This window comes from Chitinophaga sp. G7 BAM 1005, from assembly GCF_057126945.1.
In genome coordinates this window covers 2,628,848-2,644,813 of record NZ_CP181478.1, presented here as the reverse complement: position 1 = coordinate 2,644,813, position 15,966 = coordinate 2,628,848, and the positions used below count along the sequence as shown (strand labels likewise).

Here is a 15,966-nt window from a genome sequence, read left to right as displayed (position 1 = left end):
AAAACAAAATATTAATTAAAAGATAATATGAAATGGATTCGTTTGCTTATGAATCATGTTAGTTCAGGAACAGCATCAGCAGCACAATATACTTACGGTCGCCGTTGCGTTGCATATAGTCGTTTAGCTTGATCATGGCGGCAGAAAGATGTTCTTTTACAGTATTACGGGAGATGTTCAGTTCATTCGCCACTTCTTCATAGGTTTTACCTTCCAGCTTACATCTTGTTACTATTGTTCTTTTTTTAGGAGATAGTTTTGAAATCGCCTGCTCCAGTAAATGATATTGTTCTTCGTCGATGTTTTTACGCTCGATGGCTACTGCATCATCGGCGTCGGTTTGGAAGATGTTTTTGTGGAAAGCCTGTTCACGCAGCTTTTTTCTTACAAAAGATACACACATATTAAAACTGATCACAAACAACCAACCACTTACAGACTGGTCTGGTTCGATATCCTGTCGCTTTTCCCACAGGCGTGCGAAAACATCCTGGAGAATATCTTCTGTAACCACATCATCTTTCACAAACTTGAAAATATTCCGGTATACAGCCCCGTGATACTTCCAATACAAACTATCAAAGGCGCTTACTTCGTGGTTTTGTAACCGCACTACTAATTCAGCATCTGGTATATTCATATCTCTTCTTTTATATAAATCATATCGTGGAATACAATTTATATGGCTAGAAAAAAGCCAGGTCTCCCAAAGGCAATGGCCATCTATTTTGCTGTATAAATTAGTAACAAATATTATTATTTTATAAATAAATTCGTATTAGCTATAATTATAAATTATTACACACCCGGAAAGAGCGGGGAAAACGTTTGTTGGTGGCGAGTTTACCACCTTATGGGAAAGATGGGAATTGAAATTTCTGGTACAGGCGGCTTCTGCGGGAAGGGAAAACAGGGTGATAATTACTAATATGTTGGCTTTATGAAGGCTGGTTCATCTCATAGTGTTTCCATTATACATATCTTACAGATATTACGAGCTAAGATGTACGCAAATGCGTACACGCTATTCCGGAATCTCTCCGAACGTCCGATATACGCATATTCGTATATCAAAACTATAACTAAAGATTATCTAATTTTGCTGCCCAAACATAATCCTTTTAAACCCTCATGCCTTCTGCTTATCGTAATTATCATTCGGACTTAAAGCTCCAATATGCCAGTAATAAACTGCAGTACGATGTAACTAATTCAATTCCACGATCCACCAAACAAAGATGGAAAGGAAAAAATATTCAATCCTTCTGGACACCTTATCCTCCAAATGAGGATAGGTCAGATGAAACTCAGCTTCTTCGCTTAAAAAGAGAAAATGCCAGGTTGAAGGTTCTTGTGAAATCCCTATTTTATCTGGTTTCGATATATAAGGAATTGACAGCTTTATCACCCGTCAAATCTACTCAGGTATTAAGAGTCAGAAGAAGCATAGAAATACTCCTACGTTTCAGCAGTGAAAATGAATTAAGCAAGGCAATATGGAGGCGCCTTCCTTTTTCATTCAAACAATGGAAAGCCTGGAGCAGACAGAAACATTGTTTTAATTCTTTACAAGGCTAAGAGATCAGAAGATTCATTGCAGCCTTAGCACATTCTACAAATATTGCAGACTATTGAATATTACGAAGAAATGTATCAGAAAAACAAAGAAGTATACTCCCTTTCGTACAGATGAAGCATTGAAAGTCTTGCATCAGGACATTACACTATTTAAAACCATGAATGGGGTGAAGCACTATATTTATGTCATCCGTGACAATCTTAGCAGGGCTATTCTTGCCTGCAAGGTAGCTACTGAATATAATAGCGAAGTGGCCAGGCAAACATTGGAAGAAGTGTTGCAAAAATTCGGTCTGATGCACCAGGAAGGTACGCTCGTTACTGATGATGGTATGGAAAATAAGGGAAATCTGGAAGGTTGGCTTAATAAACCGGGGCTGCTATGGAAGAAACTGATAGCCCAACTTGATATCATACAAAGCAATAGCATGGTCGAAGCGGCTAACAAAATATTTAAGTATCGATTTCTATTTACAAAATCTATTGCTGACACCCACGAATTAACCGCCATACTGGAGCATGCTGTAAAAAGTTATAACCAAATACCTAATTGTCAATTATACGGTTTTGCACCCAATGAGGTTTTAGCGGGAGCGATACCCAATAAACATTATTTTCGGATGCAAATCGAATTGGGTAAAAAACAACGATTAATAGTGAATCAGAACTTCCCTTGTAAGATGGTTTGCCAGATATAAGATCATTCTATGTCCCAAAGTTCTTTTACATAATCGTCCATCGATCTGAATATGTCAAGGATAATTATGTCTATTTCAATTTTGAATTCTACCCAAACCGTAAAATGTACGCAAATGCGTACATTTTACCTCGAAATCCTCGTGGAAAGTGCACGGGAGTGTCAGAAACCCTGCAGGTGCACCCGCCTATTTATCACGGGAGTTCTCTAAATATTTTGATAACCTTTCCTCCGGAAATTATATCCGTAAACTACGGATCGACAAAGCTATTCAACTCCTCTTACTGCTGGCTGAAATCTCCGCGAAAAAAAATCTCTCCCGAAAAAGAAGCCGGCGCACTGGTTTTCGGCAGTGGCGTAGTAAAGGAACGTGCGTGGTTAAATGAACAACAGTTTACAGATGCAGTTGCCGTAGCCATGATCACTCCCGGCTCTGTGGTAATAACAGTGGCCTTCATTCGCTTCATGGTAGCTGGCTTTGCCGGCGCCTGTGCGGCGGCTTGGGGCCCTTCTTTCCCCATCGCTATCGCCATTGTTACGGTGGCCATTTTATGGCGGTTTAAAAAAGTACCGGGGCCACAGCAGCAGGTATCGGGTTTTTACTGAAAAATATCCAATGATTGTAATACCTTAACGGAACATTTCCCACCAGAAAAACCGGACCATACTTCTAAACAGTTTGATAAATGAACGTTTACCATAAGAAGATGCTGATCTGCGGTTGTTTTGTCACGCTATCATTATCTGGTATAGCACAGCAAAGAACCATCCGCATCAAAGAATTACTATCACTGGTACAATCGCAGCCGCAGGTAAAGGCTTCTGAACAACAGTCCCGGGCAGCAGAATATAATATACGTATGGCCCGGAATTCACTGATACCGGAGCTTACCGCGGGGTATCAGGCAGGATACGCCACCTACAACAATATCACGGGCATGAGCTATCCCGGTTTACTTTTACCTATCAGCGGCCCGCCATCCACAGGAAATACCTACGACCCGGTTCCGGGTACTGCTTTAACGGCCCTGGTAAAATGGAATCCGCTCACCTTCGGGCAACGCCAGGCTGCGGTAGAAAAAGCTACCGCCCAATATAAACTGGCAGGCAGCTATTACAATGAAGCGCTCTTCCGCCAGCAGTACTTAGCCATATACACTTACCTCGATGCCGTGTACCTGCAAAAATTATTGTTGAGCTACCAGGCAAATATCGAACGCACACAAGCCGGTTTGCAGCAATCATTGGTACTGGCACAACAGGGGTTACGGCCCGGTATTGACACCACACAGTTCCAGTCGGTGCTGGCGCAGGCCCGGATGGACCTCCTGACCGCGCAACGGCAATACTATGCACAGGTTACAGAACTCGCCCGTCTTGCGGATCTGCCGGGTAAACCGGACGATATTTTACTGGCAGATACTTCGCTGACAAGCCAGTTCCCTTCCGGCGCGGATACCACTACAAATGTTGCGGCACATCCTTCTTTCCAATATTATCAAACAAAAAAAGAAGTAAGTGAAGCCGCGCTAAAGGAAGCCGGCCGCGCCTGGCGCCCGAAACTGGATCTCTGGGCAAATGCCTATGCCCGCGGTTCCGGCGTGGATGCCGCCGGCAACATCAATAAAGCAGACGGCTGGTCGCTTTCCCGGAAAAACTATGGCGCCGGTATCCAGCTGAGCTTCCCCATCCTGCAGTTTTCACAGGTAAATCTTCAGAAAAAACAATACCGGCTACTGTTGAAATCTGACGAAGCACAACTGGACCAGGTAACACTGAATCTGCAAAAGCAACAGGAAACAGCACAGTTTAATTACGACCAGAACCTGCTGATTGCACGCCAGGCATTAATACAATCGCAGGCAGCGCGATATGCTTTCGATGGATTGAAACTCAGCTATGAAAGCGGGCTGGTAGACTTTACCCGCCTGATGCAGGGACAATATGAACTGTTGAAAGCGGAAACAGGCGAAGCCGGCGCATTCCTGCAGGCATGGCATGCATTACTGGAGCTGGCTGCAGCAAATGGCAACCTGCATGTTTTTACAGATAAACTGAAATAACGAATCATTCTTTATGAAACTAATCATTTCGGCATTAAGGCATCCCGTCACCATACTGGTAGCTGCTATTGCCATCCTCTTTTTTTCTTTCCTCTCCATCCGCAACGCAAAGGTGGACATATTCCCGCGTCTGGGACTGCCGGTTGTATATGTTGCCCAGCCTTACGGTGGCTTGTCGCCCGAGCAGGTAGAAGGTTTTGTTACTTCTTATTATGAATACCACTTTCTATACATCACCGGTGTTAAATATGTAGAGTCGAAAAGCATACAGGGGGCTGCTCTCATCAAAATAGAATTTAATGAAGGCACCGATATGAGCCAGGCAATGGCGGAAGTAGTCGGTTATGTGAACAGGGCCAGGGCGTTTATGCCGCCCGGTACCGTGCCGCCGTTTATTACCCGCTTCGACGCCGGCAGCGTGCCGGTAGGACAACTCGTATTCAGCTCCGACAGCAGATCACTGGGAGAAATATCAGATCTGGCACTGTTCCGCGTACGGCCTATGTTTTCAACGCTACCGGGCGTGTCTGCCCCTCCGCCTTTTGGTGGTAACCAGAAAACAGTGCTGATCACCGTAGATCCGGAAAAACTGCGCGGGCATAATCTTTCACCGGACCAGGTGGTACAAACCATTGCTAAGTTCAACACGATTTCTCCTGCCGGCAATGTGCGCATTGGCGATACCACTTACATCACCCCGCAAAACAGCGTCATTGAAACATTGCAGGATTTACAGAATACACCGCTGCAATCCGGCGCCGGACCGGCAGTATACGTAAAAGATATTGCCAACGTTACGCTGGGCGCTGATGTAACTACCAGCTATGCACTGGTAAACGGCAAACGCTCTGTTTATATCCCGGTAACAAAACGCGCCGATGCCTCCACCTGGGATGTGGTACAAAGAGTAAAGGCTGCACTGCCCGACATGCAGGCGGCCATCCCTGAGGATATAAAAGTAACCTACGAATTTGACCAGTCGGGGTACGTGATCAACTCCCTGAAAAGCCTGTTGTTTGAAGGCGGACTGGGAGCCCTCCTCACCGGCCTGATGGTATGGTTTTTCCTGGGCGACAAACGCAGCGCACTCATCGTGATCATGACCATCCCGCTGGCATTGTTATCCGCAGCTACGCTCTTATACCTCGCCGGCCAAACCATCAATATCATGACGCTGGGAGGGCTGGCGCTGTCCGTAGGGATACTGGTAGATGAAGCTACTGTTACTATTGAGAATATTCACCGCCACCAGGAATCGGGCAAAAATAAAGCGCGCGCCATCGCAGACGCCTGCCGGGAAATAGCGGCGCCAAAACTGCTGATCCTCCTGAGTATCCTCGCGGTATTTGTACCCTCCCTGTTTATGAATGGCGTGCCCAAAGCCATGTTCCTGCCTTTATCACTGGCCGTAGGTTTTGCCATGATCGCCTCTTTCCTGTTATCGCAAACTTTTGTACCGGTAGCAGCCAACTGGTTACTAAAGGACCATCAAACGCAACAGGACACCGGCTTTTATTATAAACTGAAACAGCAATATATCCGCTCCGGGCAACGTTTCCATACCCGTTTCGGATGGCTCACCGCTCTGTTCCTTGCCATATCATTGCTGCTCGTAGTGCTGTTGTTCTCTTTTACCGGCACAGAACTGTTCCCGCAAACCGACAGCGGCCAAACACAAATTCGTTTACGCCTGCCCGTAGGTACCCGCTTTGAACGGACAGAAGACGCCACCAGGAAACTGCTGCATCTTTCTGATAGTATTGCCGGCAAAGGCAACACCGACATCACCTCCGCCTTCATTGGCACACAGCCATCCAGTTTCCCCGTAAACTATATCCACCTATGGACCGGTGGTCCGCATGAATCAGTAACAAAAATAAAGCTGAAGAAAGAGGTGATTCCGATAGCTGTTTTCAGAGAGAAATTACGCACCGCTGTTGCCAAAGAAATTCCAACAGCCACGGTTTCTTTTGAACCGGGCGACATCGTGGAACAGGTGCTGAACCTCGGAAGCACTAACCCTATTGAAATAGCTGTGGTAAACCGCAACCTCGCAGAAGGTCGCAAAACAGCGCAGCAACTGGTACAACAACTGTCTGCCATCCCTTCCTTACGTGATCTGCAAATTGCCACCCCCTTGGATTATCCCGCCATCAGGCTGGAAGTAGACCGTGTAAAAGCAGGGCAGCTCGGCATTTCCGGCGAGCAGGCTGCCCGTTCCATCGTAACCGCTACTTCCTCCAGCCGTTTTACCTCGCCTAATTACTGGCTCGATAAAACAACCGGAACCGCCTACCAGGTACAGGTGCAATACCCCGAATACCGGATGAACAGCACCGCGCAACTGGAAGCTATTCCCATATCCGGCGGCATTGGCAATACCCACTACCTCAGCGAAATAGCCACCTGGAAACGCACGGTTGTTGCCGGAGAATACGATCGCCTCAACCAGCAACGCTACATCACCATCACCGCAAACATTCACCGGCAGGATGCCGGAACCGTTTTCAATAAAGTAAACAACATCATTTCCGGCATGGGTAAACTACCCAATGGCGCAAAGATCCTGCTGCGCGGACAACCACAGCTGTTACAGCAAACGCTTACCAGCCTCCAGTTTGGATTGCTGATCGCTATCATCGTGATCTTCCTGCTGATGACCGTTTACTTCCAGTCGTTTCGTGTGGCACTGGCTACCTTGTCCATTATACCTGCAGTAATAGCGGGTTCGCTGCTGTTTCTTTTTATTACCGGCAACACGTTGAATATCCAGTCGTATATGGGCGCTATTATGGCTGTTGGCGTAGCCATTGCAAATGCTGTACTGTTCATCACCAGCGCCGAGTATAACCGGAAAGAAGGCATTCAATCAGGCCATCTCCGCGCAGCGGAAACTCGGCTGCGTCCTATCCTGATGACCAGCGCCGCCATGATAGCCGGCATGATCCCAATGGCAGCAGGCCTTTCCGAAGGAGGCGATCAAACCGCCCCGTTAGGCATTGCGGTGATTGGCGGCCTTTTGTTTTCAGCCATCAGCGTACTATTTTTCCTGCCACCCGTATATCAACTGATCATTGGAAGAAGGAAATTTGTAGCTGTTTCTTTAGATCCGGATGATGTAAACAGTATTCATCACGACAAACAATCTTAAAAAAAATAAATTTAATCATATGCGATCCATCGCGTTTATAAGTTTGGTTATAACATGGACAGCCTGCGGCAATGCACCGAAGCAACCGGAGCATAAAAATGACAGCCCCGCACCGGATAGCGTGCCGGTATTCATTTTGAAGCAGGACACCGTTAAAAAAACAATAGAGTTACCGGCAGAACTCATCCCCTACGAAACGGCCGAATTGTTTGCCAAAGTACAGGGCTTTGTACGCAGTATGAAAGTGGACCTGGGCGACCGTGTAAAAAAAGGGCAAACACTGGCGGTAATTGAAGCCCCGGAAATTAACAGCCGGCTGGCGGAATCCGAAGCTACGTTACAATCGGCCAAAGCGAAATGGGCTTCCAGCAGGGATAACTATGAACGTCTTTACAGGGCGTCGCAGGCGAAAACACCGGGCATCGTTGCGCCGGTTGACCTGGAGCGCAGCCGCAATTTAATGCTGGCCGACAGCTCCTCCTATATAGCCGCCAGCAAACAATCACAGTCCTATAAGGAAGTTTCCGGCTACCTGTATATCACTGCTCCTTTCGACGGCGTAGTTACCGCGCGTAAAGCAGATCCCGGTGCACTTGTAGGTACCAACGCCATGCTGCTTACCGTTCAGAATAACCGCACATTGCGTCTTCGTGCAGCCGTTCCCGAGATATATACCGCAGCGGCAAGTCCTTCAAAAAATATCGACTTCCGCGTTGATGCCTATCCCACCCAACGCTTTAAAGCCACGCTCACCCGTAAATCCGAGACCATCGATCCCGGCACCCGCACCGAATTGTGGGAGTTCCAGGTTGACAACAGCGATCACTTACTCAAAGCAGGCGCTTTTGCGTATGTAAAGCTGCCACTGGAACGCGGCACTACCTCGTTCATTGTACCGTTTGCAGCCGTAGCCACTACGCAGGAAAGGAAATTTGTGATAAGAGTACACCAGGGTCAGGCAGAGTGGGTAGATGTACGCCAGGGCATAACGGTAGACGCTGGCATTGAAATATTCGGCAACCTTTCTGCCGGTGATACCTTGCTGAAAAAAGCAACCGATGAAAGAAAACCCGGCAGCGCCGGTATCTGGATATTGAAATAATATAATAAAAAGATGCCCGTCACATAGAATCTGCGACGGGCATCTTTTATCCCGGTTATCTTTCCAAAACCAATACAAGCAATAACAAAACTGCTATCAGGAAACACAGTGGTGAAAACAGCTTTGTATCCATCCGGGCAAATTTTGTAGATCTTATCTTTTTTAAAAAACCTACATACTTAAATACAGCAACAATAATATCACTCATCGCTGCAAAGGTAATGATGAACTACGAAGGATAAGCCACCTGCGCTGATTGGTGTACCGGCAATACCCCCAGGTATCTCAGGTAACGGTCCAGCAATGCCTTGTCAAAAACGGGTTCTTCTATACCGCTGCCTTCCAGGAAAGTAGCCACGTGGGTGTTATTCCAAACGTAAGTATCCTGGTACAGCTCAACGGTAGACAGTCCTTCGTGCATATTGTCTTTGAACAAACTGGTGAGTGCATACAACCTGTTGGCAGGATCATCTTCCCAGATCTTTCTCCATTCTTTATACGGCAAGCTGCGCAGATCAAAGGAATAATACCTGTTCAGCAGGTCAAAAAACTGCAGCAACGTAAGGTTCGTTTCCGGGCTCGCAATCAGGTTAAATTTAAGACCCAGGGCCGTCTCCTTTTTTGAAATATAAGCGACGGCTTTTGTCATGTAGTCTACCGTAATCAATCCTTCCCGTAACTCCCTTAATGCAGGGTATGCCTTGAACTCAATACAGTTTTTCACCAATCCTGCCCACCACTGGTAAGGTGCGCTGGCGCCGGTTTCACTGTTGCACATGGCATAGCCAAGCCGGTAGGTAATTACCGGCAATCCCTGCGCTGCCGCGAGGTCTGCAATACCTTCCATCACCCACTTGCTTCTTACATAGCCGATATCCTTACTCACCGCCAGCAGGTTCTGGCCGATATCATCTGTTTCCTTCATGACGGTTTTATGCGTGAATACATGTCCCCAGCTATATACCGAAATAGTGGACAGCAACACCAGGCATTTTGTTTTGCCGGCGGCTGCAAAGGCCACGATTTCCCTGAGCCCTTCCACGTTGGCAGATTTCATATAGGAGTACGGCTCAATAAAATTAACAGAACTACCGGAATGATAAATAACATCGATGGTATCCGCCAGTTCTTTAAACCCTGCTTCCGTTAACCCCAGATCCGGTTTGGAAAAATCTCCCGTTACCGGCACAATGCGCTGGCGCAGCGATTCATCGATGTGAATGTTATAGTTGTTCAGGCAGCCGTTGATCCGTTCCATCGCATAATATTCATTACCGGCCCTGATGAGGCAGTACACGGTTGCGTTGGAAGCCAGCAGCAAATCTTTCAGCAGGTGGATGCCTACAAATCCGGTTACACCGGTGAGTAGTACGGCTTCGGGGTTTTGCAGCCTGATGGCCTCAAAATCGCGGCGGATAACGGTTCCCGGCTTTAAGTACACATCCTGCTGCAGTGCTACATAAGGTTCCACGTCTTCTTCCAGCACAATAGTATCCGCCTGGGCCTGCCGCGCTTCCAGGGTTTGTGCCAGGTCTTTCAGCACCGGGAACTGGTATACATCTCTCATATATACTTTTAACGACAACGTTCTTCCCAATGCCGTAACCACGGGAGCCACACGAACGGAGTTGCCTCCGATATCAAAGAAATTGTCGGAGTTATTAATCGCTTTCCGGCCCAATACGCTTTCCCAGATGGCTGCAATAGTTGTTTCCATTGCTGTTACCGGCGGTTCATATACGGCGCTGTCTTCTTCATATGCAGCGGCGAGCTGTGATAACCTTGCCTGGTCCGTTTTTCCATTTGCGGTTACCGGTAATTTATCCAGGTAGATGAATTGCGAAGGGATCATATAACCCGGCAGTGAATCTTTCAGCACCGCCCTGACAGCCGCAATCTCCGGCTCTTCCGCCTCCCAGTTCTTCACCAGAAAAGCAACGATATACTTATTATGTTTTTCATCGTCGCGGGTAATAACGGCAGCGGCTTTGATACCATCGATAGGTAGCAGCGCTTTTTCTATCTCCTCCAGTTCTATCCTGAAGCCCCGGATCTTCACCTGGTTGTCTGTCCTTCCTGAAAAAGTTAATTCACCGGAAGGTAGTATGGAGGCGAGATCACCGGTTCTGTACAGGCGGGCGCCTGGTATAAACGGATGATCTATAAAGGAGGCAGCGGTTTGTGCAGGTCTGTTCCAGTATCCCAGCGCCAGTCCTTCGCCACCGAGGTAGAGTTCACCGGTGCTGCCGGCGGGAACAGGCTGCAGGTACTGGTTTAAAATATACGCCTGGGTATTGGCAACGGGTTGTCCGATAGCTGATACATATTCCCCGTTTTCATCGCGCACTACCCTGCAGGTAGCAAAAATGCTGTACTCAGTAGGTCCATAATAATCTACCAGTTGATAACTCAGCCCGTGTGTAAGTACCGGCTTTAGTTTTTCGCCGCCCGTAAACAGGTAGCGCAGGTGAAGAGGCGGAGCAGTGCGGCTAAGTGCTACCAGTTCAGGCGCCAGCACCGTAGGCACAAATGCATGCGTGATCCCGTTCCTGGTATAGAACTGCAACAACGCCGCTGCATCCGTTCTTTCTTCATTGGTAGCTATCACCAGCGTGGCGCCGGAGGTAAGGGCAGTCCATATTTCCCAAACAGAAATATCGAAAGCAATCCCCGCTACGAGGGTAACCCGGTCGTTTGCGGTTACCTCAAACCGTTGCCTGTGCCACGATACCAGGTGCTGTAAAGACCGGTGCGCCACCATTACACCTTTAGGCGTACCGGTAGAACCGGAGGTATAGATGATATACGCCCGGTCGTTTGCTGTTACCTGCACCTCCGGCGTGATAGCAGACCATTTATCAAGACTGTCCACATTATCCAGTTTCACATAGTTGTACTTGCCTGCATCCGGTAAGGTATGTTTACTGGTAGTAACCACGCAGCTGGTCCCGGTGTCTTCCAGGATCACCCGGATCCTTTTCAGCGGATACGAAGGATCAATGGGAACATATGCTGCGCCCGTTTTTAAGATCCCTATTACCGCTACCAGCCATTCAATGGACCTGTCTATCCATACCGGTATAATGTCGCCGGGCTTTACACCCTGCTCCAGCAGGTAATGCGCCATCTGGTTGGATCGCCTGTTTAGAATGTCGTAGCTGATTGCATCTGATTTGAATACAACTGCAGTGCGGTCCGGGCTGAGCGCCGCCTGCTGATTGAAAAGAGCAATAACAGTGGCAGATGGGTCATAGTGCCATTGCTCTCCCTGTAACATAAAGTGTCCCGGATTTTCATACGCGTGGGTTTGCTCCACGGCAGCGTGTTTGGACTTCATAGAATAATAATTAAAATTTAAAAAAAGGGCCTATAGCTTCCCCTGGGTTAATGGTTTTCAATAAAAAATCGTGGTATGGTTATTTTGTTTTGATATGGTTATTTCGTGATATGGTTATTTTCGCGCAGGGGCAAAACTATCTTGTTCCACTGCTATATTTCTACAGTGGGAATAAATTTCGGTAAAAAAAAGCGGATGGTAAATCCATCCGCCTTCTAAAGAATATTCAGCTGCTCACAACCGCCTTATGCCCAAACCTTCGCTCCTGGAGCTGATCGTACTCCTTCACATAATCCGGGTGCTCAGTTCCCATTGTTCTGTCCCACACCCGGAAATACAATCCATAATTTCCCCTGAACTTTTTATGATGCAGGTTGTGATGAACAGATGTATTGAATACCTCAAACATCCAGGTATACCGGAACCCGCGTGGCATCACTTCATACCCCAGGTGGCCATACACATTAATGATAAATCCCGACACCGTAAACAACAGTACCGTAAGCGGGTGCATAGGCATCATACAAGTAATAACCACCAGCACTCCTCCTTCCGCCACCGCTTCCAGGACATGAAAGCTGTAGGAAGTCCAGGGAGAAGGATTGATACTCTGGTGATGTACCAGGTGTGTACGCTTAAATAATTGCTTATGATGCAACAGGCGATGCATCCAGTAGAAATAAGTATCGTGTATCACAAGACTTAGCACCAGGCTCACACCGATATACCACACCGGGAAATCATGAATACCGGTATAGATCATGGTATACTGCCGCACGGGCGTAACCAGCAGCACAACAGAAATTCCTGTAAACACCAGCGTGCTTTGCATGGAATACCAGATCTCCCGGAGAAAATCCTTCTTCGATGCCAGCTTCTGCTGGATCTTAAAATGTTTAAACCTGACTGGCAACAGCAGGTAAAATAAAATGAAAGGAATACCCGCCAACAGGAAATACCGGAGGGCAGACATGCTAAAGATCTTAACTGTAGCTTCAATGATCGGTTCCATAACCCTGAGAAATTTATCTCCCAAAATTAGAATACCGGTGCGGCAGATGCAGTTAACAAAAGATAATTTCGCAGATTAACAAAGGATAATTTATCCCTTCCCCTTATCAAGCATCCGCTTACGGATACGGCTTAACGACACAGGCGTAATGCCCAGCATGGAAGCAATATATTTATCGGGTACCCGGTTCACCAGGTCGAAACGCTCCGTCAGCAGGTTGCGGTACCGCTCTTCCGGCGACAATGTTACAAAGGATTCCATGATATTTAATGATTCCGATAACATGCGCATCAGGAAGAAGTTACGCAGCGGTTCATACTCCGGGTGCGTTTTCAGTACTTCTTCCAGTACATCGTAATCTATTTCCAGTAATGTGGTGGGTTCCAGCGCGCGGTAAATAAAGCGGGAAGGCTGCCGGTGAATGATCGTATCATGAGAAGCGATAAATTGCTTCTCCCAACGCAGAAACAAAGTAGCTTCATCGCCATTGTCTTTAATGATATACGCCCGCATGATGCCCTGTTCAATAAAAGCAAGACGGCGTTCTGTATCACCCTCACGGATATACGTTTCATTAGCGGCCAGTTTTACCTGCCGCGTCATGGCAAATAATGGCGCCGTGCCGGCCGGAAGTATGCCGGCCAGATCAAATAGTAATTGCTGCAATGTGGTGATGGATGCACTCATATGGTTCGTCAGAGTGCTAATGTAAGGTTATTTATCAATTAACCTATCCATCACAACTGCGCGGTAAAGAAATCCAGTTAACCATATGTCTAAATGAACCCATATTTTGTCCAACTCACCCTAAAACCCGTTCCCGTTATTTAGCCGGCCGGCTATTTTTGTTTCTCCCGGGAGCACAAAAGCACCTGCAGGAAAGCATGATGGAACCGACAAAAAAATTTAACCGCAGACATTTTTTAAGCGCAGCTGCCTTAACTTTTGCAGCCACCAAACTATCACCCCTGCAGGCATTGGCCGCAACAGGACGCAGGGATAAAAAGAGCTGCCAAACTCCCGCATCCTGTCAGGAGATCAAACAGATCTGGGCCGGACTACTTGATGTTGGCTATGCTGAAGCCGGCCCCGCAAATGGCCAACCGGTTATCCTCCTGCACGGATGGCCTTATGATATTCACAGCTACGCAAAGGTAGCTGCTATACTGGCTGCTGAGGGCTACCGGGTGATTGTGCCCCACTTACGTGGTCATGGAACCACGCAGTTCCTGGCTGCCGCCAATTGGCACGACTTCAACAAACTGATCTGGAAAAATGTTTCTCCGGAATGGGATTTTGACGATACTACTTATAACCTGTCCGCAGCCTCCTTTAACAACCCGGATTACGTTTCCATTGTAATCCACAACTACCACTGGCGGTTGGGCATAGAACCCGGTGAAAAACAATACGATGCCATTGAAAAACAACTGGCCGCAACGCCTGTCATTACTGTTCCATCGGTTACTTTGGATGGCGACTCAGATGGCGTGGTTCCTGCCGGTGATGGTTCCGCGTATGCCCGCATGTTTACAGGCAAACATGTACACCATATCATCAAAGGAGCAGGCCATAATCTTCCGCAGGAAGCGCCGGAAGCGTTTTCAAAGGCCATCATGGAAGCGAATAGTTATTAATTCTCAGAAAAAAAATAATTTATGAAATTGGCTACCCTAAAAAAGAAATCAGTCCTGGTAACAGCCCTGTTTATTTTGATGGTAACCGGCATACAATTCATCGGGCAGCCGGTTCAAAACCACCCGGTAACAGCCCCCATAAAAGCGCCGGATGAAGTACTGGCAATCCTTCAACGCGCCTGTTACGATTGCCATTCCAATGAAACAAAATTCAGCTGGTATGATCACATTGCACCGGTTTCATGGCTGGTATCCGCAGATGTTACAGCAGCAAGGTCCCGGTTTAATTTGTCGACCTGGGACACGCTCTCCCCTGCCGACCAGCAGGGACGCCTGTGGGAAATGGTGAATATGGTGCTGACAGGAAAAATGCCATTAGCCACTTATGCGGCCGTGCATCCCCGGTCCAGGCTTTCTGCAAAGGATATCACTGTTTTAAAAGAATATGTGACGAATATCAGCCCTTCAACCTATCACGACTCCACAATTATCAATGAAGCCGCACAGGAATTCCGGCAATTCCAACAACAGTCACTCCCGGCAGCCGGAAACCCCGTTGCTGCGAATGGAGTAGCGTATATACCCGGTTACCGGGAGTGGCAGGTGATCAGCACCACCAACCGGTTTGACAACCACAGTATACGGGTGGTGTATGGCAACGCCATTGCGGCAAAAGCCCTCAGGGAAAATCAGATCAATCCTTTTCCGGAAGGCAGCACCATTGTAAAAGTGGTCTGGAACAGCATTGAGGAAAGGAATGGCGACATCGCTGCCGGGTCTTTAAACAGCGTGCAGATCATGACCAAAAACAACGAGCGCTTCGCCGATAGTAAAGGCTGGGGTTTTGCAAAATTTAACGGAACAGCGCTTAAACCCCAGGGCGCCACACCCCTGTTTAATACCACCTGTTTCAATTGCCATAAAATAGCCAGCGGAAATGATTATATATTCAACCTGCCGTTAGCTGACAAGGAACGTAAGCGGGAGATGTTTGATGCAGGAAACCTGCACGTGATCACATCGTTTGCTAACAGGCAGCAACAAAGCATGTCTGTATTGTACGGCAACACCTCCGCGCAACAAAGTGCGCTTACCGGTTACAAAACGCATGTTCCCGGCGAGATATTCCAGCTCGTTACTTACAAACAGGCCGATAATAAATACTGGTTTGGCAGTTATATCAATGGCGATGTGCAAAACGTTGAAACGGTGGTCACAGCCTCGCATCCGGGCGTAGCAGACAACCTGACCTATAAGCTGGAACGCGGCCGGTGGCCAACCGGTAATGCTGGTGATAAAGTAAGTCCGGCAGCCCGGATCAACTCTATATTTTCTCACAAACCATCTGTTTTCCCCTGATACTTTAACTTTTCCTGATGATAAATTAAA

The 15,966-nt window shown here is 47.4% G+C and carries 12 protein-coding genes; 7 read left to right on the top strand and 5 right to left on the bottom strand.

Translation table 11 applies throughout. The annotated features are described in order from the left end of the window. Positions 1 to 58: 58 nt before the first annotated feature. Positions 59 to 640: an RNA polymerase sigma factor gene (locus ACMXI2_RS10515; protein WP_483781549.1), complete on the bottom strand. Its 582-nt coding sequence runs from the start codon at positions 638 to 640 to the stop codon at positions 59 to 61. Between the two features lie 991 nt (positions 641 to 1,631). Between ACMXI2_RS10515 and ACMXI2_RS10510 the strand changes: the two genes are divergently transcribed. From ACMXI2_RS10510 to ACMXI2_RS10490, 5 genes are all read left to right on the top strand, one after another. After that, entirely contained in the window at positions 1,632 to 2,276 is a 645-nt protein-coding gene (locus ACMXI2_RS10510; RefSeq protein WP_483781548.1) for a hypothetical protein, read from the top strand. Between the two features lie 215 nt (positions 2,277 to 2,491). Beyond that, positions 2,492 to 2,881: a chromate transporter gene (locus ACMXI2_RS10505; protein WP_483781547.1), complete on the top strand. Its 390-nt coding sequence runs from the start codon at positions 2,492 to 2,494 to the stop codon at positions 2,879 to 2,881. A gap of 80 nt (positions 2,882 to 2,961) precedes the next feature. Then, complete coding sequence (locus ACMXI2_RS10500; RefSeq protein ID WP_483781546.1) at positions 2,962 to 4,338, top strand: TolC family protein; 1,377 nt, start codon at positions 2,962 to 2,964, stop codon at positions 4,336 to 4,338. Between the two features lie 13 nt (positions 4,339 to 4,351). Further along, a complete protein-coding gene (locus tag ACMXI2_RS10495; RefSeq protein ID WP_483781545.1) occupies positions 4,352 to 7,489 on the top strand; it encodes an efflux RND transporter permease subunit in 3,138 nt (1,045 codons plus the stop codon). 19 nt (positions 7,490 to 7,508) lie between these two features. After that, positions 7,509 to 8,591, top strand: coding sequence for an efflux RND transporter periplasmic adaptor subunit (locus ACMXI2_RS10490; RefSeq protein WP_483781544.1), 1,083 nt, complete (start codon positions 7,509 to 7,511; stop codon positions 8,589 to 8,591). Positions 8,592 to 8,646: 55 nt separating this feature from the next. On the opposite strand, the gene ACMXI2_RS10485 is transcribed toward ACMXI2_RS10490, so the two are convergent. From ACMXI2_RS10485 to ACMXI2_RS10470, 4 genes are all read right to left on the bottom strand, one after another. Continuing rightward, positions 8,647 to 8,799, bottom strand: coding sequence for a DUF3995 domain-containing protein (locus ACMXI2_RS10485; protein WP_483781543.1), 153 nt, complete (start codon positions 8,797 to 8,799; stop codon positions 8,647 to 8,649). 21 nt (positions 8,800 to 8,820) lie between these two features. Beyond that, positions 8,821 to 11,928 carry a non-ribosomal peptide synthetase family protein gene (locus ACMXI2_RS10480; RefSeq protein WP_483781542.1) on the bottom strand — a complete coding sequence of 1,036 codons (3,108 nt, stop codon included), beginning with the start codon at positions 11,926 to 11,928 and terminating at the stop codon, positions 8,821 to 8,823. A gap of 226 nt (positions 11,929 to 12,154) precedes the next feature. Beyond that, entirely contained in the window at positions 12,155 to 12,940 is a 786-nt protein-coding gene (locus ACMXI2_RS10475) for a sterol desaturase family protein (protein WP_483781541.1), read from the bottom strand. Positions 12,941 to 13,030: 90 nt separating this feature from the next. Further along, positions 13,031 to 13,627: a Crp/Fnr family transcriptional regulator gene (locus tag ACMXI2_RS10470; RefSeq protein ID WP_483781540.1), complete on the bottom strand. Its 597-nt coding sequence runs from the start codon at positions 13,625 to 13,627 to the stop codon at positions 13,031 to 13,033. 197 nt (positions 13,628 to 13,824) lie between these two features. On the opposite strand from ACMXI2_RS10470, the gene ACMXI2_RS10465 reads away from it, so the two are divergent. Both ACMXI2_RS10465 and ACMXI2_RS10460 read left to right on the top strand, forming a co-directional pair. Beyond that, positions 13,825 to 14,577, top strand: a complete 753-nt coding sequence (locus tag ACMXI2_RS10465) for an alpha/beta fold hydrolase (protein WP_483781539.1) — start codon at positions 13,825 to 13,827, stop codon at positions 14,575 to 14,577. Between the two features lie 21 nt (positions 14,578 to 14,598). Next, entirely contained in the window at positions 14,599 to 15,936 is a 1,338-nt protein-coding gene (locus tag ACMXI2_RS10460; RefSeq protein ID WP_483781538.1) for a heme-binding domain-containing protein, read from the top strand. Positions 15,937 to 15,966 lie beyond the last annotated feature (30 nt).

Coding starts and splice junctions, on each gene's coding strand:
- ACMXI2_RS10515 (WP_483781549.1), bottom strand. CDS start 640: ATGAATATACCAGATGCTGAATTAGTAGTGCGGTTACAAAACCACGAA.
- ACMXI2_RS10500 (WP_483781546.1), top strand. CDS start 2,962: ATGAACGTTTACCATAAGAAGATGCTGATCTGCGGTTGTTTTGTCACG.
- ACMXI2_RS10495 (WP_483781545.1), top strand. CDS start 4,352: ATGAAACTAATCATTTCGGCATTAAGGCATCCCGTCACCATACTGGTA.
- ACMXI2_RS10490 (WP_483781544.1), top strand. CDS start 7,509: ATGCGATCCATCGCGTTTATAAGTTTGGTTATAACATGGACAGCCTGC.
- ACMXI2_RS10485 (WP_483781543.1), bottom strand. CDS start 8,799: ATGAGTGATATTATTGTTGCTGTATTTAAGTATGTAGGTTTTTTAAAA.
- ACMXI2_RS10480 (WP_483781542.1), bottom strand. CDS start 11,928: ATGAAGTCCAAACACGCTGCCGTGGAGCAAACCCACGCGTATGAAAAT.
- ACMXI2_RS10475 (WP_483781541.1), bottom strand. CDS start 12,940: ATGGAACCGATCATTGAAGCTACAGTTAAGATCTTTAGCATGTCTGCC.
- ACMXI2_RS10470 (WP_483781540.1), bottom strand. CDS start 13,627: ATGAGTGCATCCATCACCACATTGCAGCAATTACTATTTGATCTGGCC.
- ACMXI2_RS10465 (WP_483781539.1), top strand. CDS start 13,825: ATGATGGAACCGACAAAAAAATTTAACCGCAGACATTTTTTAAGCGCA.
- ACMXI2_RS10460 (WP_483781538.1), top strand. CDS start 14,599: ATGAAATTGGCTACCCTAAAAAAGAAATCAGTCCTGGTAACAGCCCTG.